This window comes from Lactococcus allomyrinae, assembly GCF_003627095.1.
Taxonomy (GTDB): domain Bacteria; phylum Bacillota; class Bacilli; order Lactobacillales; family Streptococcaceae; genus Lactococcus; species Lactococcus allomyrinae.
Genome location: NZ_CP032627.1, coordinates 2,595,959 through 2,614,649, shown reverse-complemented (window position 1 = coordinate 2,614,649; position 18,691 = coordinate 2,595,959). Strand labels below are relative to the sequence as shown.

The window sequence follows — 18,691 nt, the reverse complement described above, 5'->3', positions numbered from 1 at the left end:
GCAAGCATATAAAACAAAAAAAGTTAAACTACTGTATTTTCGTTTAGTACAAACTTCTCAACTTATTATTTAATCAGTTTTATGTTAATCAAGAATGGCAAGTAAGTCGCTTTCGTGGGCGATAAGATAGTTTTCTCCATCCACTTTAATTTGACTTCCAGCAAATTTTTCAAAAACAACTGTGTCTCCTACTTTTACTGTCGGTGCAACGAGCGTGCCGTGGTTTGTCGTTTTTCCAGGTCCTACGGCAATAACTTCAGCAATTTGCGGCTTTTCCTGAGCTGCAGCTGCAAGTACAATACCACCAATTGATTTTTCTTCCTCTTCTTTCACACGTAACACTACGCGGTCAAATAAAGGTTTTAACATGAGAATACCTCCGTAAGTTAATTTTTCTATTTTTGTTAGCACTCTAAGATAAAGAGTGCTAACTCTGATTATTATTTTATCTCAAAGGTCAGTTTTAGTCAAGAAAAAACTTCTTTCTATTGTGTATCAATGTGACACTACTAAATTGATTATTAGATTGATTAACTGTAATTGCTGTATCTCTTTATCAATTGATGGAGTGATGGAGCAACGCCAATTTATTTAGGATTATAGATATAAACCTGTTTCAATATAATTTCTTATCCATCTGATGTATTAGAAAGGTAATTCTTCAGCTTCGAGTAATATTTCTTCCGTCTTTGCTGCGTTTTCTCTTAAAGCAATCGTTGCTCTACTTTCAAGTAGGTCGTAATTCATTCCCAAAATTTCAGTGACATAGTGTTTCTGATTGGACTTATCTGTATAGTTTCGAGTTCTTATTTCTCCTTCTACGGAGATAAGTGTTCCTTTTTTGGAGTAGGAAGAGAGTGTTTCTGCTAATTTTCCCCAGAATACTACTGAGATAAAATCTGCTTCTCGTTCACCATTTTCATTTTTAAAACGGCGATTGACTGCCAATGTGATACGAGTGTAGGATTTGTCATTTGACGTTTTCGATAGTTCGGCTGAGCTAGTGAGTCTGCCGATAAGCATTGTTTTATTCATTAAAAAAATTCCTCCTGTTTACTTATACGTAAACAAAAGGAATTTGTCACATTTTTTATGCTTTCCACATCGTTTTAGAATCAAATTTTTCTCCCGCTGATAATGCTTGGGAAAGCTCGATGATTCCTCTGACTTGTGGAGCATTCGGAAGTTCTAACTCACGCGCTGAGCAAAGCATTCCAAAAGATAAAACTCCTCGTAATGCACCTGGAAAAATAAGCGCACCATTTGGCATCATTGCTCCTGGTAAAGCGGCTACTGTTTTTAAGCCAACTATTGCATTTGGTGCTCCACAGACAATTTGAACAGGTTCTTTAAAACCAACATTGACTTTACAAACATGAAGATGGTCAGAGTCAGGATGTTCTTCCATTTCAACAATTTCAGCCACAACAAATTTTGGTTGCGCATCGTAGACAAGTACTTCATCAAAGCCTGATTTTCTAAATTCTTTATTAAGAATTTCAACATCATCAGATGACAAGAAAAGTTGTCCATTGTGTTCAAGCTCTGTCAGTGCTGACAGAATTGATTTTGCTTCAAAAATGTTCCATGCAACGGTTGCTCCTGTTTCTTCAACAAAAACGCGAGCAATTTTTCCTTTGCGTTCGAAATTGACTTTTTTTCCTTCATCATTTGCTACGATGAGCATCAAAACATCACCTACATGTGTATTGTAAGTTGCAATCATTTTATTATTTTCCTCTTTAGTTTTTGTCAGTATGCTGACAGCTTTGACATTGTATCAGAAACACTGTCAGTGCACTGACAGTGTTTTTTATTTAGCTGTTGCCAAAAATGTATTAACTTCTTCTTTTGTTTTACGAAGTTTATTGACCAAACGTGCTGTTTCTTTGCCATCTTCAATAACAACAAAACTTGGAATTCCCATAATCCCCCATTCGACTGCTACATCCATGTATTCATCTCGATCCACTTCAATAAATTCAAACTCTGAGTTTTCAGCCTCAATTTCTGGCATTTTAGGCTTGATAAAGTTACAATCGCCACACCAACCAGCTGTAAAAAAGAAGACGTGTTTTCCAGGTGCTTTGACAAGTTCTGCCAAATTTTCAATATTTTTAGGGATAATCATATTTTTTTCCTCCAATATTTATCAAAAACAAACTTATATCAGTTTAATTTTTGTATTTTTCTCACTTGATATTTCTAAGGTTTCTGCATTAATTTCAAAAGAAATAGCTTTGTTGCCATTCACAACGCCTCCTTTGAAATATGCCCCGTGGTCTGGGTCCTCAAAAATCCATACAACATCAATTTTCTCATCAGAAAAATGCTGTCGTGCTGTATCAGTCAGTTCACGAAGTAGATTTTCTTCCATAGATTTATAACCATGATAGACCACATGAGCGGTTGCTGCTCCCGCAACAATACCTAAACCAAACTTCAATATTTTTTTCATAGTGAAATTTTACCATAAATCCTGCTATAATTATAGTGTAAATCCTCAAAATCGTACTGACAAAAGTCTGTCAGTAAATTTTGACATAATAATGGTGTGCTGTGAGTTAGCAGTTAAACAAACGCCTCACACCTTGTCTAATACTATTTTAATTTCTAAAAGTTTCTTTTAGAAATTAAAGTTTACGAATGAGCAAAAAATTGCTTTTTCCAATCGTCACAAGATACACACTTTGTGCACCATTCTATGAATGGTCTACGCTATCCGTTTGCTTAGCAAGCAAAACTAAAAGCAGTATATCTGCAGTTCAACTACTAAATCTGCTAACACAGCTTCAGAGATGAACTAGTATAAAGGAGAAAAAATGGAACTTTTCGACAAAATCAAAACACTCACTGAGCTTCAAGCAACCTCTGGATTTGAAGCACCTGTACGTGAATACCTCAAACAACGTATGATTGAACTTGGCTACACTCCTGAATTTGATGGACTTGGTGGTATTTTTGTTACCAAAGAAAGCAAAAAAGAAAATGCACCGCGCATCATGGTAGCTGCACATATGGATGAAGTAGGATTCATGGTATCTGAAATCAAGTCTGACGGAACTTTACGTGTTGTTTCACTTGGTGGATGGAACCCTCTTGTCGTTTCGGCACAACGCTTTACCCTCTTCACACGTCAAGGCAAAAAAATCCCTGTTGTGACCGGTGGCTTACCTCCACATCTTCTTCGTGGAACAGGTGCAACTCCTAGTATCCCAGCCATTTCAGATATCATTTTTGATGCTGGTTTTGATAATGCCACTGAACTTGCTGAATATGGCGTTGCTCAAGGCGACATCATCATTCCAGAAACAGAAACAATCCTGAGCGCAAATGGTAAAAATGTCATCTCTAAAGCTTGGGATAATCGTTATGGCTGCTTGATGATTCTTGAATTACTCGAATTTTTGGAAAATAAAGAACTTCCGATTACACTGATTATTGGGGCAAATGTCCAAGAAGAAGTTGGACTACGTGGTGCAAAAGTAGCAACAACAAAGTTTAATCCTGACTTATTCTTTGCTGTAGATTGCTCACCAGCAGGTGATACTTTTGGGGATAGCAATGGGCGCCTTGGTCTTGGTACAACGCTACGCTTCTTTGACCCAGGTCATATCATGCTTCCCGGCATGAAAAATTTCCTGCTTGATACTGCTGAAGATGCAAATATCAAGACACAAGTTTACATCGCCAAAGGCGGAACTGATGCTGGCGCTGCTCACCTAGCAAACGCTGGTGTTCCTTCAACGACAATCGGTGTTGTTGCTCGCTATATTCACAGTCACCAAACGATTTTCAGCCTTGATGACTTCAATCAGGCCCAAAACTTTTTGCGTGCTATCATAAAATCTCTTGATGCTGAGAAAGTTGCTCAAGTCAAAAATTACTAATACTGCTTAACTTTCAAACGTACCGCCCAAAAGTTAAAGTTTGTGCTTGACGCATTTTGTCAAAGTTACGGATAAGAAAAGCCTTGATTTTCCCAAACGTCGCAAGGCAGTATATACGCAGTTCATCTAATAAATTTCTAGGAGAAACTAAAGATGAGCTAGTATAATTTGCTATTGGTAAACGTTTAGCTTGTTGAGGACAGAGAAAATTTCAAAATTTAAACTCGGAGATACTATTGTTAGATAAATCCCTTCCTTTTTTCGACTTTATTATGAAAAGACCAGTAGGCTCACCAATCCCTGATTATCCACTTTTGAATGGTTTTCATGTTGTTAATTTTCAGCCTGGAGATGAGCTAGATTGGGCAAAAATTGAAACAGCAGTTGGCGAATTTACTGACGAAGATTTGGCACTTAAATATTTTACTGATAAGTTTTTGTCAGTGCTGACAGAAACAGAAAAACGTACTATTTTCCTTGAAAATTCAGACAGACAAAAAGTAGCAACCGCAACTGCTTGGTGGGACTTTAAGGATAATACTAAAGTTCCAAAGCTCCACTGGGTCGCTGTTTTGCCAGAATTTCAAGGCTTGGGACTCAGTAAAAGTTTACTGACCATTATTACAAAGAGAATGGTTGAGCTCGACAAAGATCAAGACTTTTACCTCCACACTCAGACTTGGAGTTCACGTGCTGTCAAAGTCTATGAAAAATTTGGCTACTACATTACTGACGAAAAAAATATTGCCTCTTGTAAAAATGAACACTATCTTGATGCTTTGTCAGTGCTAACAAAACTTTCAAAATAATAAAAACTTCGAAGAATATTACCTTCTTCGAAGTTTTTTCAATTTATTTTTTCTGTCAGTATGCTGACAAAAATCTTTTAACTTATCAGCGTTCAATTATTTGCCTTTTTTGAAGAAGAGGAAGGTGTTGTTGAGCTTTTGGTGATTTCAGACTTGTAGTTTGGCAAGATTTTACTCCATGCATCAGCTACATCTGAGCTTGATCCACCAATTGCAAAGTTATACTGAGTGACTGGTGCTCCAGCTTTTGTTGCCCAGAAACTAGTTGTAGTCGCACCACTTATGCTAACTCCATTCAAAGCTCCTCCTGAGATTTTTCCTGCTTTTTCTCCTGTGGACACAAGAACTTTTGATTTTGTGACATTTGGATCTTTATTAGGATCTGGGAATTTTTTACCTGGTCCAAAGATTGTTGGGTCAGCTGCGTTAATCGCATTAACCAGATTGGCCATATAAGTTCCATTTTTGGAGTAAGGTGTGAGCGAGCCCATTGGAGAATTATTGTCATGTCCAATCCAACTTCCCAGTGTTACAGTAGGAGTTGAGAGCATCAACCAACCATCTGTATAATCGTCTGTTGTCCCAGTTTTACCTGTCCATTGCACATTTTGTGCCAAACTTGGATTAATTTGTGACAACACTCCATAAAAAGTTGACGTTTTTTGAGATGTGATGACATTATTCAGCAGATACTCCATAATCGTTGATGTTGCTTCAGAATAAACTTGTGTTGGTTTATTTTGGTGTTGATAGATAACCTTGCCTGTATCATCTTTAATGCTTTGAACAACATAATAAGGCTCATACACACCACCATTTGCCAAAGTTTGATAACCATTGGTATGCTGAACTACTGTAGGGTCAACACCTCCGCCCAATGGTAATGATTCTACTGAGTAATCTTTAATATCATAACCCATTTTGCTCATATAAGGTTCTGAAGATCTTCCAGATTTCAAAATATCTTGGTAAGTCCAGTAAGCCGGAATATTCCATGATACATCTAAAGCTTCACCCAATGGCATCATTGTGTTGGAACCCTTTTCTCCAACGTGCATGATATCCTGACCTGAAGAATATTTTGCAGGATAGTTTGATAGCATTGTGGCAGACCCCATCAAGCCCATATCAATTGCAGGACCATACGCTAATACTGGCTTAATAGAGGAACCTGGCGAACGTTGAGTGTCAAACGCATGGTTATTCTGATTTTGAGCATAGTTCAAGCCGCCAACAAAACCAATTACGGCTCCTGTAGAATTGTCCATCAAGACATTCCCTGTTTGAACTTCACCAGTCCCATCTTGGAGCTCTCCCCCATGCTGTGCAACAGCAGTTTGCATAGCGCTATAAATCGTTTGATTAATGGTCGTAGTTACTTCATAGCCATCATTTTGGAGAGCCTGTTCAGCTAAATCGCGATAGTGCTGCTTTGTGCTGTCATTTCCAAGCTCAGTAGCCGAGACCTTATCACGCTGCACAAGATAGTCATAAATATGATTTACCGCTTCAGTGTAAGCGACATTATAGAGATAGCCATGCTCTTGTGATTGAGCAGCAGCAGGTTGCAAAAACTCCTTTGAAATATCATAAACTTTGTACTTATCGTAGTCAGCTTTAGTAATATAGCCACCACGATACATATTAAACAAGACATCTTTCTGCCTAGACAACCCGTAACTCAGCATTTCTTTTGATTTCAAAGAACCGTCTGCGTTATACGGAGAATAAACGATTGGACTTTGAGGCAATCCTGCAATAAAAGCAGCTTCTGGAACGGATAAGTCTTTTGCTGATTTACCAAAAATCCCCAATGCAGCTTCTTGAACCCCTGCAATATTTTGTCCCTTATTATTTCTACCAAAAGGCGAAACGTTCAGGTAATCTGTTAAGATTTGATCTTTAGTCAAATAATTATTCAATGCACGGGCATAAACAATTTCACTCGCTTTCCGTTGAAAAGTGACACTATCTCCCAATATCTGTTGTTTGATGAGCTGCTGAGTCAACGTTGACCCGCCAGAACTCGTACCACCACCAACAGAACCAAGTATTCCACGAACAACAGCCTTTGGAACAACACCATCATTTGTTTTGAACGTATCGTCTTCCGTAGAAATCAGTGCATTCTTGACATTATTTGAGATTGCATCTCCAGCCACAGTCACTCGTACAAGGTCACTTGAAATATCAGAGATCGGCTGACCATTTGAGTAATTAATGACTGAAACACCATGAATATCATTGATTTTAGCCAACATCTCAGACTTAGCGGGAACTTTTGTTGTCTCAACAAGACGTGCAAAATAGCCTATTCCAGCTGCAGTACCAAATACTCCTAACATGACAAAAATGATACCAAAAATGACACTTACTCCACGAACAACACTAAAAGTTGTTGACCAAGCTGTTTTACTATCACCAGTATCATCCGATTTTGCTTGTTTCTTTGTGATCTTAGCTGAATTCGCCTTTTTCTGACGCCTTCTAGCCTCCATTTTATCTTGAAGTCGATTCTCTATTTCTTCTTTAGAATCAATCGGGTCTTTTTTCATGCCCCTATTATACCAAATTTACTCTAAATTTTCGCACGTTTCGGAAATTTTTTTGGTATAATTGAATTCGTACGATTAAAAATGAGCGAAAAAAGATAAATTCCATAATTTTTGCTATGCAAATAGCCTTGACATTTCCTATTTTTCATCATTTCTTGCCAATCATATTCACATCTCGGTATAACTGAGCTCGCAACACCAGAATCTTGAGAAAAAACAAAATGGAAGCCGTTCTACGAGTAGAGCCACATTTTTTTATTTCTTTACGCTTCTTGACAGTGTTGCTCCCATCTTAAACGAAAGGATTTAACAAATGAACATTTTTGACGAACTTAAAGCACGTGGTTTGATTTTCCAAACAACTGACGAAGAGCTGCTCCGTAAGGCGCTCACGGAGGGAATGGTTTCTTATTATGTCGGTTATGACCCTACTGCAGATTCTCTTCATTTAGGAAATCTTGTTCTAATTTTGACAATGCGTCGTTTGCAACTCGCTGGGCATAAACCCTATGCACTTGTTGGTGGGGCAACTGGGCTCATCGGAGACCCTTCTTTTAAAGATGATGAACGTTCTCTTCAAACTAAAGAAACTGTCACAGAATGGTCTGGTAAAATACGAAGTCAACTTGAACGGTTTCTTGATTTTGAAAATGGCGAAAATAAAGCCGAGATGACCAACAACTATAATTGGTTTGAAAACTTAACTTTCATTGATTTTTTGCGTGATGTTGGTAAATATTTCACCGTAAATTATATGATTAGCAAAGAATCTGTTAAAAAACGGATGGAGACGGGTATTTCTTACACCGAGTTTGCTTATCAAATCATGCAAGGTTATGACTTTTACGAACTGAATCAACTTCATAATGTCACGTTACAACTTGGAGGTTCTGACCAATGGGGAAATATGACCGCTGGAACAGAATTGCTGCGTCGGAAAGCTGACAAACAAGGACACGTGATCACCATTCCCCTTATCACTGATAGTACCGGTAAAAAATTTGGTAAATCTGAAGGAAATGCAATTTGGCTTGACGCTGAAAAAACTTCACCTTATGAAATGTACCAATTTTGGCTCAATGTTGATGATGCTGATGCAATCAAAATGCTCAAAATTTTTACTTTTTTGACACTAGGTGAAATCGAAGAAATCCGTATCAAATTTGAAGCTGCACCTCATGAACGTTTGGCTCAAAAAACTTTAGCAAAAGAAGTGGTGACATTAGTTCACGGTACAGAAGCTTATGAACACGCTGTCGAAATTACGCAAGTTCTTTTTGGTGGAGGAGATTTGAAAGCCTTAGAAGCCAAAGATATTTTGGCTGGTTTGAAAGCTGTTCCCCACTATACTGTCAGTGCTGACCAAGATTTGTCATTAGTTGAACTACTGATTTCTGCTGGTATTGAAAGCTCTAAACGTCAAGCTAGAGAAGATATTACAAACGGTGCGATTTACATCAATGGTGAGCGCCTGACAGACCTAACTTATACTCTGTCAGCTGCTGACAAAATTGACGGACAGGTCACTGTGATTCGTCGCGGTAAAAAGAAAAATTTTGTACTCACTTATTGATTAAAATCATTTTTTCACAATAGACTTGATACTGTGAAAACTTCTGGAAAAATTAAAAAAGAGCTTCATGGCTCTTTTTTCTTATGCATTATTCCTAATAAAAATTTAAGACATTGTATTTTTTTTGTTAAAGCTTTATGTTATAATGTTATCATTGAACAGTTTTAGGTGATAAAAATGATAGATAAAGATATTGAAGAAAAATTAAAAACTCTTCGTGAATTGTATTTAGATAAACGCTCTGAAAATGATGATGAAAGTACACCAGAACTTGATGCTTTCACATCGCTTACAACTGAAGAAAAAGAGAACAAACTTCTTTCTCATATTGATATGATTTCTAAAAAATTAATTCATTTGGATGAGAAACTTGGTCAACTGCGTTCCAAAAATGCTTCAAAAACAGAAATTTCTGAGCTTAAATACTACATTGATGTCGTCAAAAATAAAAAATCAATTCTTGAGCAAAAATTAGACTATATCCAAAGCGGTGAATTTGATGCTGCTCGTAAAGATAAGATTAAACGTCAATTAACTGAGCTTGAGCTCAAACGCTGCAAAGCTTTGTTAACAAAAAAAGATTACTCAAAAATTGAAGAAAAAATTGCCGCGAAAAAAGAACAAATTAAAAAACGTCCGAAATAAGCGATTTGGTTCTAAGAAATTCGCTCTTTTGGTGTTAATTTAACTTATAATTTTTGAAATAACTACTGACAGATTTCTGTCAGTGATTCATGATGTTATTTGGGCTGTAAAATATCGCATTATCCTACTAATACTGTTTAATTTCTAAATATTCCATTTAGAAATTAAAGTTTACGTCCCACGCAAACCACTTCTTGCGCTAGCGCAAGGCAGTATATTTGCAGTTCACCTACCAAATCTGCTACGAAGATTTAGGGGTGAACTAGTATAAACAATTCTTAACTTTATAAAAAGAAAGGAATCTATGCTCCATACCATTTTTTATGTCATCGTGTTCCTTCTGACGCTCGTCCTATCAAATGTCCTTAACAAAGTTTTCCCAAAACTTGCCCTCCCACTCATTCAAGTGGTTTTTGGACTAATTTTGGGTTTTTTTGGCGCTGATGAAATTCTACACGTTGCTCCAGAATTTTTCCTTGGCTTTATTATTGCGCCATTACTCTTTCGTGAGAGCGAGGAAGCAGATGTCAAACATATTTTAAAACACAGTAAAGTCATTCTTGTTCTTATTTTTCCCTTAGTTTTTATTACTGCGCTTGGACTTGGCTTCATTTCTCATTGGATTTATGCTGGAATTCCACTTGCTGCCTGTTTTGCTCTTGGCGCCAGCCTTGCACCAACAGACGCTGTCGCCGTTGGTGCTTTATCTAAGAACTTTAGTTTCCCTAAACGTGTCATGAGCATCTTAAAGGGGGAGGGCCTACTCAATGATGCTTCTGGAATCATTGCCTTTCAAATCGCTATGGTTGCTTTGGTCACGGGGTATTTCTCTCTACCAGATGCTACGATGAAGCTTGTCTTTTCTGCCATTGGAGGGAGTGCTATCGGTTTTGTTCTCATCTATCTGAAGAACCTTATTCTACGACTTCTAGAAGATGTTGATGCCAGAGATGTTCCAGGTTACCTCTTACTCGAATTAGCCATTCCACTCTCCGCTTTTTTGATTGCCGAGGAGCTTCATGTTTCTGGTATCATCGCAGCTGTTGTAGCAGGGGTAATGTCAGCAAATGGACTTAAACGAACGACACTTTTCGATGCTCAAGTCGCAAAATTAAAAAGTACCATTTGGGACACACTCACTTTTATTTTAAATTCCATTGTCTTCTTCTTCCTCGGAATTGAATTGTACCAGCTCGTTGTTCCTTTACTGATGAGTCCTGTGTACTCATCAGCCTATTTATTATTGCTTGCTGTTGTCCTAACCATTGGACTATTTGCTCTGCGTTTTGCTATTATTGCGCTATACTATTGGATCCAATCTATCCGTAGAAGACAAACTTTTATCGCTTACTGGAATGATATTTTATTACTTACTTTTGCTGGTTCAAAAGGTACTGTAAGTATTGCCACAATTCTCCTTATTCCTCGTAATGTCATTGACTCACAACCCGTTCTTGTCTTTTTAGCCGCGGCGGTGACAGGACTTAGCTTTTTAGTTGGAATGTTTATTTTGCCTTTCTTTGCGATAAAAAAAGTCGTGAAAGTCAACAATATTTCTAAAATTTCGATTCTCACCGACGTTGTTGAAGAATTAGCCAAAGATAGTAAAAAAGCAAAAAATCCTCAAGGTTATCGTATTGCTATAGATGCTTATCAAGAGCGTATCCAACAGTTGATTATTGAACAAGAATCAACTGACTTAGCCATTGATTATAATGATTTGCAGCTTTTGATTATTCGTCTTGAATCAGAAGGACTTGAAGTCGCACTTCGTGAGAATAAAATTTCAATGTATACCTACCGAACTTATCAACGGTACATTCACTCTTTAGAGTCTTCTGTTGCTCACTCTCTCGTTTCCAGCATTCAATTTATTTACGTTGTCATTGTACGTGGTTTTCATCTTCTTTTATCTAAACTCCTACATATTGATTTTGGTTTCAAAAAAACAAAAGATGCAATCGAAACGACTCGTACTCAAATCACAGAGCTTTATTTCAGTAATACGGAACTTATCTTGCAAGCCTTAGATAATTTACAAGGTGTATTTGATGACCAGCTTCTTCATTTTCTTCAAGCAGAACGGCTTAGAACCGCCGAAATTGTTGCAACTGGTGGACATATCTCACGACTTGTGAATAAAGCTCAACCGACCAATTTAACAGAAATGATGCGCGCCTACTATCTTGAGCGTAAAGTAATCTTTGAATATGAGAGTTCAGGTCAACTCACAGCTCGTGAAGCCAAAGATATGCGTCTTAACGTTAATGTGCTTGAAGATTACACACTAGCAAGCAACCAGCGCAGTTTACTTTTTGACTTTTTAGAACGGCGTAAAAAATAAAAATATCTGTCAGCATACTGACAGATATTTTTTATCAAAGTAGCACTATCCTCGCTTACAGCTACGCTATCCATCAACCACAGTTATCCATTCGCTCTAAGTTGCTAAATGTTCGTTGCTGTGCCACGCGCTTCGCACACCGTTCTACGAACCGGTTTACGCAATTTCGTTGATTCTGCTATCCGTTTCTTAACTTCTAAAGCAGCAAGAGCAAAAGTCAGAACGACAACCCTTGAATTTAGTTTTGACTTCATTTTTAGAGTCATTGACATATAGTAAACTAAGTCATCAGAACAAATTAATACTGTTTAACTTTCAAACGTAATTACTGTTTCTAATTGGACATTACCACGAATTGCTCTTGAAATCATACAACTCGTTTCAGCACGTTCTGCAAGTTTACGTGCCTTCGTTTCATCTGCTTCTGAGGTCAACTTTAGAAAAACATGATGAATGATTTTTTCATAAGTAAAAACACCGTTTGTAACATCAACCACACCTGTTGAGTCCACTTTGAGATTGATTAGCCCAATCTCATTTCTCTCAAGCATAGCAGCTAAAGTAATGGTGTAACAAGTGCTGGCAGCTCCCAGTAACATCTCGTCCGGATTCGTTCCCTCACCTGGCCCCTCCATCAAGCTCGGTACAGATATTTTTTCTTTAAGCACACCCGTTTGCAAATGACCGACAGCATTGCGGCCGCCTGCCCAATCAATCTCTGAATTAAAAATATGTTTTGCCATAAAAAAAACCTTTCTCATTAAAATTTACAAATAATGACAGCTATCAATTTACCAATGACAGTTGATAACACTGGTCTATCAGCAAGGCTGCTTCTCTAAAAAACCACCATTTTCTTCAAGCAGCCTCAAATAAAAAGCCTGTCAGCATACTGACAGACTTCTTCCGATTAGAAACTTGTAGCTTCTGCTTCAACTTTTTCGATAAATGCAGCAAGAAGTGTTTCTGCTTGATCTGGAGCATAAGCATGACCTTCAATAGCGATTTGCTTGAAATCAGCACCCATGAAACCAAAAACTGATGACATATAGAAAGTTGCAGGATCTTTTCCTTCATAAAAACCACCATTGGCTTGAAGTTGAAGGACTTTTTTACCACCCAAAAGTCCAACAGGGCCTTCAGCAGTATATTTAAACGTTTTACCAGCAACATTCAAAGTATCAATCCAAGCTTTCAATTCAGCTGGAATCATCAAATTATACATTGGGTTAGCAATGACAACCTTGTCAGCTGTTACAAATTGTTCAGTATATGAGCTGTAAGCATTAAGAAGCGCTTGTTGTTCAGCAGTCGCTTTTTCACCTGCATACATTCCACCAACAAGTTCAGCATCAAGCGCTGGAATATTTTCTTTATAAACATCAAGCACTTCGATTTCATCAGTTGGGTGAGCAGTTTTGTAAGCTTCAACAAAAGCATCAAGTCCTTTAAGTGACATTGAAAACTCAGCAGTAAGTGGGTGACCTTTAACAACGAGAAGTTTAGACATTTTTCTATTTCCTTTAAATAATTTTATTTGTGAGTACGAAAAATATTATATCAAACTTTTTTCATATCTTTTAAAAATTAGTACGTGAAAATTTACACATGTAAACTTGTTTACAGAAAAAAATTCACTGACAGAAATCCTGCCAGTAACTTTTATGATTAAATTTCTGAAAAGTTAGCAATTTTTCCCTCAGAAATCTCCGTAATTGTATCCGCAAGCTTTCTCAGTTCATACTCATTGTGTGAAGCTAATAAAATGGTCTTACCCTGTTTTTTCAAACGCTCAACCAATTGAATAAATGCTGCAACAGATTCTTTATCCAATCCATTAGTGGGCTCATCCAAAACAAGTAATTCCTGATTTTCCATCACCGCTTGAATAATTCCAATTTTTTGGCGAGTTCCCAGTGATAAAGCGCTCACTTTTTTATTTACATACTGTTCAATATCAAATACTCTCAATAATTCTAAGATAAGATTTTCATCATATTTTGAGTGTAAAGAAGCCAAATATTTTAAGTTTTCCATCACGGTTTGATTACCAATAAATCCAGGAGTTTCTAAAATCAAACCAATATCTACAGGCAATGCCGAATTAAATACAACAGGCTGTTGGTTAATCTTAACCATCCCCTCATCCAGCTTTATAAATCCACAAATTGCTCGAAATAACATCGTCTTTCCTGATGCATTTGCTCCGACAAAGCCATGTATTTTTCCAGCTTCAAGAGACAAACTAACTTGACTCAACACCTCTTTATTTTTTATTGTCTTTGTCACATTTTTAATTTCAATATACATACTATGCTCCTAATAAATCTCTCGCCTCAGATAAATCAAATGATTGATAAATCCTAAAGCAACAAATAATATTCCCAAAAAACATATTTCTTTACGCTCTGGAAAAGTAAAACCACTATAAACAATCAAAATAATAAGGGCAACCACATTTCCTAAACTCCAAGAGTCAAAAAGAGAAAACAAAGCAACAATTGATAATAAAACCCCCATTACCAGGCCCGCCTGCCCTATTCCACTTCCAAAACTTCCCCGATAACCCAAGAACCACATCAAAATCACATTTAAAGCCATATAACTAAAAATATAAGTCAAAGAAAACACAACAAAATAACCATAGCGATAACGACTCTTATGCTGCCGAATGATCTCAAAAATTCGTATATCTGTCAAATAATTCTTAAAATGTTCAATCGGAAGCAAAATTCCGATGGAGTAGAAAATAATCGGCATACTGCTCAAAAGAACCTTCTCTATAGAGAAACCTTGCCTCTCTTTATAAAATTCCCAAGGCATCAGCACGTATCCCTTATCTCCAAAATAGTATAAAAATAAAAAGAAAATCAAGATCAATAAATACAGTATTCTATAAACATTTTGTATTTGAATTCCCTGTTTAAAATAGTGCCACTCCTTTCTCATTGACGTTCCCCTAGACTCTCCCTGCGTCGCAAGAGCTCATAACTTCCAGCATTCAAGCATAAAATCAAACCAACGAAAGTCATCAACTTAATAACTAACGGAAAATCATAGGATTTATTTTGGGAGAAGAACATAAAAATGACCTGATTCGTAAATTGACTCTTAAATACTGAAATACTGATAAACATCGCAAGCAAAAATCCAGATATAAAATATGTTTGTCGGAAAATTTGACTAAAAAAATAATAAATCATACCAACCAAACCTAACATCATAAAATATTCCAGTCCAATAATGAAAAGTTCATAAAACCAATCTAAAAAATGGGGGAGAATCTAATCAGAACGATAATAGCTACAGGAAGGACAGTTACAGCCAAAATCATTATCATTGATAATAATATAAGAAGCAAATCTACTTTAAATTTCTGTTCAGTTGTAAAGCGAATCTGCTCAAATATACTTCTCTGTTTTAATAAACCAGAAATAACAATCAAAAAAATAGGTAAATACCAAGCCGAAAACCTTAAAGGCTGAGTAAAATCAAAATACCAAGTTCCTCCTGCTGATATGCCAGAATATCCAAAAAAATAAAGGGCGTAGGCTAAATTAATGACAACCAAAAGCAAAGCAACAATTTTTACCAAGAAAGAAAGCCGCTGAAAATTCCGTCTTACCTCAAGCAAAATCATCATTTCTTTCCTTTCTTGTGATTAAAACCACACTGCCTATAGCCAAAATAAAATAAGCGACCGTAAGGTAAAGATCAACGTTTGGAAAACCAGAACTAACAGGAAAATCAAGAAAAACAATATGTCCCATTTCTGGAAAACCAATAGCAGAAACAAGCAAAAACCAAATCAAGCTGAATACAAAAGGCAAAAGAAGTTCAATATACTTAATTTTTGTATAAAAAGAAATAACCGTCGACACAACCGCCACTAACCCTCCAAAAATGAAAAGTAAACCTAAAAGTATCAAAATTAAAGCAATCTGACTATGTTCATACAAAGAATAACCCCAAAAGTTTGATTCAAAAATTGAAAAATTTGAATTTCCTGAAATAAAATCAAACCGTGACAAGACAACAAAAGCAACAGGAACACTTCCCAAAATAGGTATGACTGCTGCTATACCACCTAATATGAAGCTACTTAAACTTATTGTTTTTATAATTTCGCGCCGTGAAAGACGAGCTTGCAGAGAAATAATACGTCCTGAATGAAATTCCCCACTATAGATTGTTCCACCTAACAAAGCACTTAATATAGGCAAAACCAATAAATAAGCTACTCCAGCCAAACTATATTTATCCATCAAAACAACATAATGCAAAAAATTATTACTTTTTACCAAATGCCAATTATTCGTTGTTTTTTGTTCAAGAATAACCAAACCAATACTCACACCAACAATCACTACTAATTTCCAACTCAATAAGTTCTTTTTCAATTGAGAACGGAATAATAATTGATTCATAATATTTTTGCTTTCTAAAACCATGAATGAGGTGAAAGAGTCCCATCATTTCTACATGAAACTCTTAAACCATGAAATATCTATAACATTTATCATTTTAAACAGAATCTGGACTCCAAACCCCATGTGCCTCAATTGTCACGACATTAAGATAATCTGACTCTACAGCCATCCGAACATTTACCTGACCGTAATTTTCATAAGCATAATTGATAACATACTTAGATTGACCCGCTTTAAGATTGACTTTTGGAGAATTAACACTCGTACCATCATAGAGTTGCATATAAGCATTAATTCCACCTTTGCCTATAGTATTTAATTTAATATATCCTGAAGAAGTATCTGTTTTTTGATAAGCATTAGTATAGTGATTCGCCTGAAGTAGAGGTAGTGTCCCACCCCAAGCCCTATCCGTATGATTGTTTGCAAATACTGGTGTTACTCCAGCAAGAAGTACACCTCCAACTACAAAACAAGCAATTGTTTTTTTCATAATTTCTCTCCAACATTTTATTTTAGTAAACGTTTACAAAATAATTATAACCCTATAGATTACCCTAGTCAATATAAGAAAATACGGAAAATTCGTATTTTTAAAATAAAAATTCAACTAAATCATCACCTAACAATGAAAGAATGGATAAAAGTCCAAAAAGTTTTATGACATCAATATGAAGTAATTTTATGAGCTTAGTTAATGTTTCAAAATTTGGTTCTGTTCGTCCCTTCTCCCAATCACAAACCGTTGATTTAGTAAAAAATAGCTTATCTGCAAGCTTTGATTGGCTCCAACCGCTAGCTTTTCGATACTCTTTTATAACTTTTCCTAAAACAATACTTTCTATGATTGGTTCTATCTTATCGAATTCATTCTCCATACTCACTCCCTTTGACAAAATTTTTACGCTATCAGTATATCATTTTTTTAAATATTTACCTAATTCTTCCTAGCATTCATCTACACTCAAAAATTATTAATATGAAATTTAATCATAAAAAACTAATAATATAAAAAACGGCCAAATTGACCGTTATCAAACCTTTTTCTTTCTTCCCATCAATCTGAAAAGACCCAAGAACCAAGTAATTAACACCAAAAACGCTGAGAAATAAAAGGCAACATGAAATCCGTGTAAGAAAATATCTGGCTTGTCAGCAAGATAAGTGGTCACTTTATAGCCTAATTGACTTGACATAGCAGTAAATAAAATCAGAGTTGCAAGTGAGGTACCCAGTACAAAAGCCACATTTCGTGCGAGTGAATTAACTGAACCTGCAATACCAAGATATTTTCGCTCAACCGTACTCATGATGAGTGCATTATTCGGACTTTGGAAAATTCCCATTGACATTCCCTGAACAAATAAAATCATAATAACCAACCACGGCGCAGAATGTGGATTAATCATCAGATAACCCACCTGTGATAAGACAATCCCAGAAATCCCAACAAAAGTAACAATTTCCTTATCCATCTTGTCCGCCACCGAACCCGCAATCGGACTAAAAATCAGCATCGCAACAGGATAGGCCATCATAATCAACCCCGCAATACCGGGCCCATAAGCGCGATAATCTTGAAGATAAAATGGCAAAAGAATACTTGAAAACATCCCGACAGTGAAGTTTAAAAGCGCCATAATAATACTTAATGAAAACAGTTTTGACTTAAAAATCCCAAGATCAAGCAAAGGTTTTTCAACTCTTTTTTCTGTCATGATGAAACTAACAAAAAGTACAATTCCAAGTATCACAGCAATAATAATAATAGGATTAGTCCAGCCCAAAGTCTGCCCGAAGTTCAGCGCCAAGAAAAGCAAAACAATCACTGCAGTCATCTGTGTTCCACCTGCCACATCAACATCTGACCATTTTCCATGCGATTTTTCCGTTGGCAAAGCCCGACTCCCAAAAATCCAAGCAACAATCCCAATCGGCACATTTATCCAAAAAATATAATTCCAACTTGCGACTTGAAGAATCAAACCTCCAAGCGCAGGCCCTGCAATCGATCCGACCGATACAAACATTGCCGAGATAGATAGCGCCCTTGCTCGACTTTCAGCAGGAAAAATTTCAGAAATAATCCCAAACCCAGTGGCCATAAACATTGCGCCACCAATAGCCTGAATCACACGCGCAAGAAGTAAGAAACCAAGGCCCCAACCAAAATTCAGTCCCGCTAAAAATGAACCAATAATAAAAATTCCCCAACCAATCCGAGCAACTCTCGATTTTCCAATCAAATCACCCAGTCGTCCAAAAATAAGCACAACTGCGGAGATAACAATAAGATAAATTGTTACCACCCAAGTAATCTGTGAAGTAGAAACATGAAGTTCACGCGACATCGTTGGCAAAGCAATATTCACAATTGACCCATCCAAGGTTGACATAAATGTAAAAACTCCCAGTGCAATTAAAGCTTTTATTCTGTCTGACATT

22 protein-coding genes are annotated in these 18,691 nt (G+C 36.6%); 5 read left to right on the top strand and 17 right to left on the bottom strand.

Annotated features, from left to right (window positions below):
* Positions 1 to 84 precede the first annotated feature (84 nt).
* The 5 genes from groES to D7I46_RS12490 form a co-directional block, all read right to left on the bottom strand.
* Positions 85 to 369 carry a co-chaperone GroES gene (groES, locus tag D7I46_RS12510; RefSeq protein ID WP_120773174.1) on the bottom strand — a complete coding sequence of 95 codons (285 nt, stop codon included), beginning with the start codon at positions 367 to 369 and terminating at the stop codon, positions 85 to 87.
* A gap of 276 nt (positions 370 to 645) precedes the next feature.
* Positions 646 to 1,035 (bottom strand): single-stranded DNA-binding protein, encoded by a 390-nt coding sequence (locus D7I46_RS12505; protein ID WP_120773173.1) that lies wholly within the window; start codon positions 1,033 to 1,035, stop codon positions 646 to 648.
* Positions 1,036 to 1,090: 55 nt separating this feature from the next.
* Positions 1,091 to 1,726, bottom strand: coding sequence for a YtpR family tRNA-binding protein (gene ytpR / locus D7I46_RS12500; protein WP_120773172.1), 636 nt, complete (start codon positions 1,724 to 1,726; stop codon positions 1,091 to 1,093).
* Between the two features lie 87 nt (positions 1,727 to 1,813).
* Complete coding sequence (locus tag D7I46_RS12495) at positions 1,814 to 2,131, bottom strand: thioredoxin family protein (protein ID WP_120773171.1); 318 nt, start codon at positions 2,129 to 2,131, stop codon at positions 1,814 to 1,816.
* A 33-nt stretch (positions 2,132 to 2,164) separates the two neighbouring features.
* Entirely contained in the window at positions 2,165 to 2,458 is a 294-nt protein-coding gene (locus D7I46_RS12490; RefSeq protein WP_120773170.1) for a hypothetical protein, read from the bottom strand.
* Between the two features lie 364 nt (positions 2,459 to 2,822).
* Here D7I46_RS12490 and pepA point away from each other — a divergent pair, with 364 nt between their 5' ends.
* The gene (gene pepA, locus D7I46_RS12485; RefSeq protein ID WP_120773169.1) at positions 2,823 to 3,890 is read left to right on the top strand and encodes a glutamyl aminopeptidase; all 1,068 of its coding nucleotides are present in this window, start codon (positions 2,823 to 2,825) and stop codon (positions 3,888 to 3,890) included.
* A 236-nt stretch (positions 3,891 to 4,126) separates the two neighbouring features.
* On the top strand, positions 4,127 to 4,699 hold the full coding sequence (locus D7I46_RS12480) for a GNAT family N-acetyltransferase (RefSeq protein ID WP_120773168.1): 573 nt from the start codon (positions 4,127 to 4,129) through the stop codon (positions 4,697 to 4,699).
* A gap of 92 nt (positions 4,700 to 4,791) precedes the next feature.
* Here the strand turns inward: D7I46_RS12480 and D7I46_RS12475 are convergent, their stop codons facing one another.
* The gene (locus D7I46_RS12475; protein ID WP_120773167.1) at positions 4,792 to 7,254 is read right to left on the bottom strand and encodes a transglycosylase domain-containing protein; all 2,463 of its coding nucleotides are present in this window, start codon (positions 7,252 to 7,254) and stop codon (positions 4,792 to 4,794) included.
* A gap of 313 nt (positions 7,255 to 7,567) precedes the next feature.
* On the opposite strand from D7I46_RS12475, the gene tyrS reads away from it, so the two are divergent.
* The 3 genes from tyrS to D7I46_RS12460 all read left to right on the top strand — a co-directional run bounded on the left by tyrS (position 7,568) and on the right by D7I46_RS12460 (position 11,816).
* Complete coding sequence (gene tyrS, locus D7I46_RS12470; protein WP_120773166.1) at positions 7,568 to 8,827, top strand: tyrosine--tRNA ligase; 1,260 nt, start codon at positions 7,568 to 7,570, stop codon at positions 8,825 to 8,827.
* 177 nt (positions 8,828 to 9,004) lie between these two features.
* Entirely contained in the window at positions 9,005 to 9,472 is a 468-nt protein-coding gene (locus D7I46_RS12465) for a hypothetical protein (RefSeq protein WP_120773165.1), read from the top strand.
* Positions 9,473 to 9,776: 304 nt separating this feature from the next.
* Positions 9,777 to 11,816, top strand: coding sequence for a cation:proton antiporter (locus D7I46_RS12460; protein ID WP_120773164.1), 2,040 nt, complete (start codon positions 9,777 to 9,779; stop codon positions 11,814 to 11,816).
* A 104-nt stretch (positions 11,817 to 11,920) separates the two neighbouring features.
* Here the strand turns inward: D7I46_RS12460 and D7I46_RS13395 are convergent, their stop codons facing one another.
* From D7I46_RS13395 to D7I46_RS12410, 11 genes are all read right to left on the bottom strand, one after another.
* Positions 11,921 to 12,070, bottom strand: coding sequence for a hypothetical protein (locus D7I46_RS13395; RefSeq protein WP_162930915.1), 150 nt, complete (start codon positions 12,068 to 12,070; stop codon positions 11,921 to 11,923).
* A 54-nt stretch (positions 12,071 to 12,124) separates the two neighbouring features.
* Complete coding sequence (locus D7I46_RS12455; protein WP_120773163.1) at positions 12,125 to 12,559, bottom strand: OsmC family protein; 435 nt, start codon at positions 12,557 to 12,559, stop codon at positions 12,125 to 12,127.
* Between the two features lie 167 nt (positions 12,560 to 12,726).
* Entirely contained in the window at positions 12,727 to 13,326 is a 600-nt protein-coding gene (locus D7I46_RS12450) for an NAD(P)H-dependent oxidoreductase (RefSeq protein WP_120773162.1), read from the bottom strand.
* Between the two features lie 158 nt (positions 13,327 to 13,484).
* The gene (locus tag D7I46_RS12445; RefSeq protein WP_120773161.1) at positions 13,485 to 14,126 is read right to left on the bottom strand and encodes an ABC transporter ATP-binding protein; all 642 of its coding nucleotides are present in this window, start codon (positions 14,124 to 14,126) and stop codon (positions 13,485 to 13,487) included.
* A gap of 9 nt (positions 14,127 to 14,135) precedes the next feature.
* Positions 14,136 to 14,639, bottom strand: a complete 504-nt coding sequence (locus D7I46_RS12440) for a hypothetical protein (protein ID WP_162930914.1) — start codon at positions 14,637 to 14,639, stop codon at positions 14,136 to 14,138.
* Positions 14,640 to 14,761: 122 nt separating this feature from the next.
* The gene (locus D7I46_RS12435; RefSeq protein WP_120773159.1) at positions 14,762 to 15,040 is read right to left on the bottom strand and encodes a hypothetical protein; all 279 of its coding nucleotides are present in this window, start codon (positions 15,038 to 15,040) and stop codon (positions 14,762 to 14,764) included.
* 41 nt (positions 15,041 to 15,081) lie between these two features.
* A complete protein-coding gene (locus tag D7I46_RS12430; protein ID WP_162930913.1) occupies positions 15,082 to 15,459 on the bottom strand; it encodes a hypothetical protein in 378 nt (125 codons plus the stop codon).
* Entirely contained in the window at positions 15,443 to 16,243 is an 801-nt protein-coding gene (locus D7I46_RS12425; protein WP_162930912.1) for a hypothetical protein, read from the bottom strand. Before D7I46_RS12425 ends, D7I46_RS12430 begins: the two co-directional genes overlap by 17 nt.
* Before the next feature lie 97 nt (positions 16,244 to 16,340).
* On the bottom strand, positions 16,341 to 16,739 hold the full coding sequence (locus D7I46_RS12420) for a DUF2712 domain-containing protein (protein ID WP_240424448.1): 399 nt from the start codon (positions 16,737 to 16,739) through the stop codon (positions 16,341 to 16,343).
* Between the two features lie 100 nt (positions 16,740 to 16,839).
* On the bottom strand, positions 16,840 to 17,124 hold the full coding sequence (locus D7I46_RS12415) for a helix-turn-helix domain-containing protein (RefSeq protein ID WP_120773155.1): 285 nt from the start codon (positions 17,122 to 17,124) through the stop codon (positions 16,840 to 16,842).
* A 156-nt stretch (positions 17,125 to 17,280) separates the two neighbouring features.
* Positions 17,281 to 18,690 (bottom strand): MFS transporter, encoded by a 1,410-nt coding sequence (locus tag D7I46_RS12410; RefSeq protein ID WP_120773154.1) that lies wholly within the window; start codon positions 18,688 to 18,690, stop codon positions 17,281 to 17,283.
* Position 18,691: the final 1 nt, after the last annotated feature.

Bases quoted from the DNA above. Each gene is read 5' to 3' on its own strand.
- groES (WP_120773174.1), bottom strand. From the start codon at position 369: ATGTTAAAACCTTTATTTGACCGCGTAGTGTTACGTGTGAAAGAAGAG.
- D7I46_RS13395 (WP_162930915.1), bottom strand. From the start codon at position 12,070: ATGAAGTCAAAACTAAATTCAAGGGTTGTCGTTCTGACTTTTGCTCTT.
- pepA (WP_120773169.1), top strand. From the start codon at position 2,823: ATGGAACTTTTCGACAAAATCAAAACACTCACTGAGCTTCAAGCAACC.
- tyrS (WP_120773166.1), top strand. From the start codon at position 7,568: ATGAACATTTTTGACGAACTTAAAGCACGTGGTTTGATTTTCCAAACA.
- D7I46_RS12495 (WP_120773171.1), bottom strand. From the start codon at position 2,131: ATGATTATCCCTAAAAATATTGAAAATTTGGCAGAACTTGTCAAAGCA.
- D7I46_RS12415 (WP_120773155.1), bottom strand. From the start codon at position 17,124: ATGGAGAATGAATTCGATAAGATAGAACCAATCATAGAAAGTATTGTT.
- D7I46_RS12420 (WP_240424448.1), bottom strand. From the start codon at position 16,739: ATGAAAAAAACAATTGCTTGTTTTGTAGTTGGAGGTGTACTTCTTGCT.
- ytpR (WP_120773172.1), bottom strand. From the start codon at position 1,726: ATGATTGCAACTTACAATACACATGTAGGTGATGTTTTGATGCTCATC.
- D7I46_RS12410 (WP_120773154.1), bottom strand. From the start codon at position 18,690: ATGTCAGACAGAATAAAAGCTTTAATTGCACTGGGAGTTTTTACATTT.
- D7I46_RS12505 (WP_120773173.1), bottom strand. From the start codon at position 1,035: ATGAATAAAACAATGCTTATCGGCAGACTCACTAGCTCAGCCGAACTA.
- D7I46_RS12440 (WP_162930914.1), bottom strand. From the start codon at position 14,639: ATGCCTTGGGAATTTTATAAAGAGAGGCAAGGTTTCTCTATAGAGAAG.
- D7I46_RS12450 (WP_120773162.1), bottom strand. From the start codon at position 13,326: ATGTCTAAACTTCTCGTTGTTAAAGGTCACCCACTTACTGCTGAGTTT.
- D7I46_RS12475 (WP_120773167.1), bottom strand. From the start codon at position 7,254: ATGAAAAAAGACCCGATTGATTCTAAAGAAGAAATAGAGAATCGACTT.
- D7I46_RS12430 (WP_162930913.1), bottom strand. From the start codon at position 15,459: ATGATGATTTTGCTTGAGGTAAGACGGAATTTTCAGCGGCTTTCTTTC.
- D7I46_RS12490 (WP_120773170.1), bottom strand. From the start codon at position 2,458: ATGAAAAAAATATTGAAGTTTGGTTTAGGTATTGTTGCGGGAGCAGCA.
- D7I46_RS12460 (WP_120773164.1), top strand. From the start codon at position 9,777: ATGCTCCATACCATTTTTTATGTCATCGTGTTCCTTCTGACGCTCGTC.
- D7I46_RS12435 (WP_120773159.1), bottom strand. From the start codon at position 15,040: ATGATGTTAGGTTTGGTTGGTATGATTTATTATTTTTTTAGTCAAATT.
- D7I46_RS12445 (WP_120773161.1), bottom strand. From the start codon at position 14,126: ATGTATATTGAAATTAAAAATGTGACAAAGACAATAAAAAATAAAGAG.
- D7I46_RS12455 (WP_120773163.1), bottom strand. From the start codon at position 12,559: ATGGCAAAACATATTTTTAATTCAGAGATTGATTGGGCAGGCGGCCGC.
- D7I46_RS12425 (WP_162930912.1), bottom strand. From the start codon at position 16,243: ATGAATCAATTATTATTCCGTTCTCAATTGAAAAAGAACTTATTGAGT.
- D7I46_RS12465 (WP_120773165.1), top strand. From the start codon at position 9,005: ATGATAGATAAAGATATTGAAGAAAAATTAAAAACTCTTCGTGAATTG.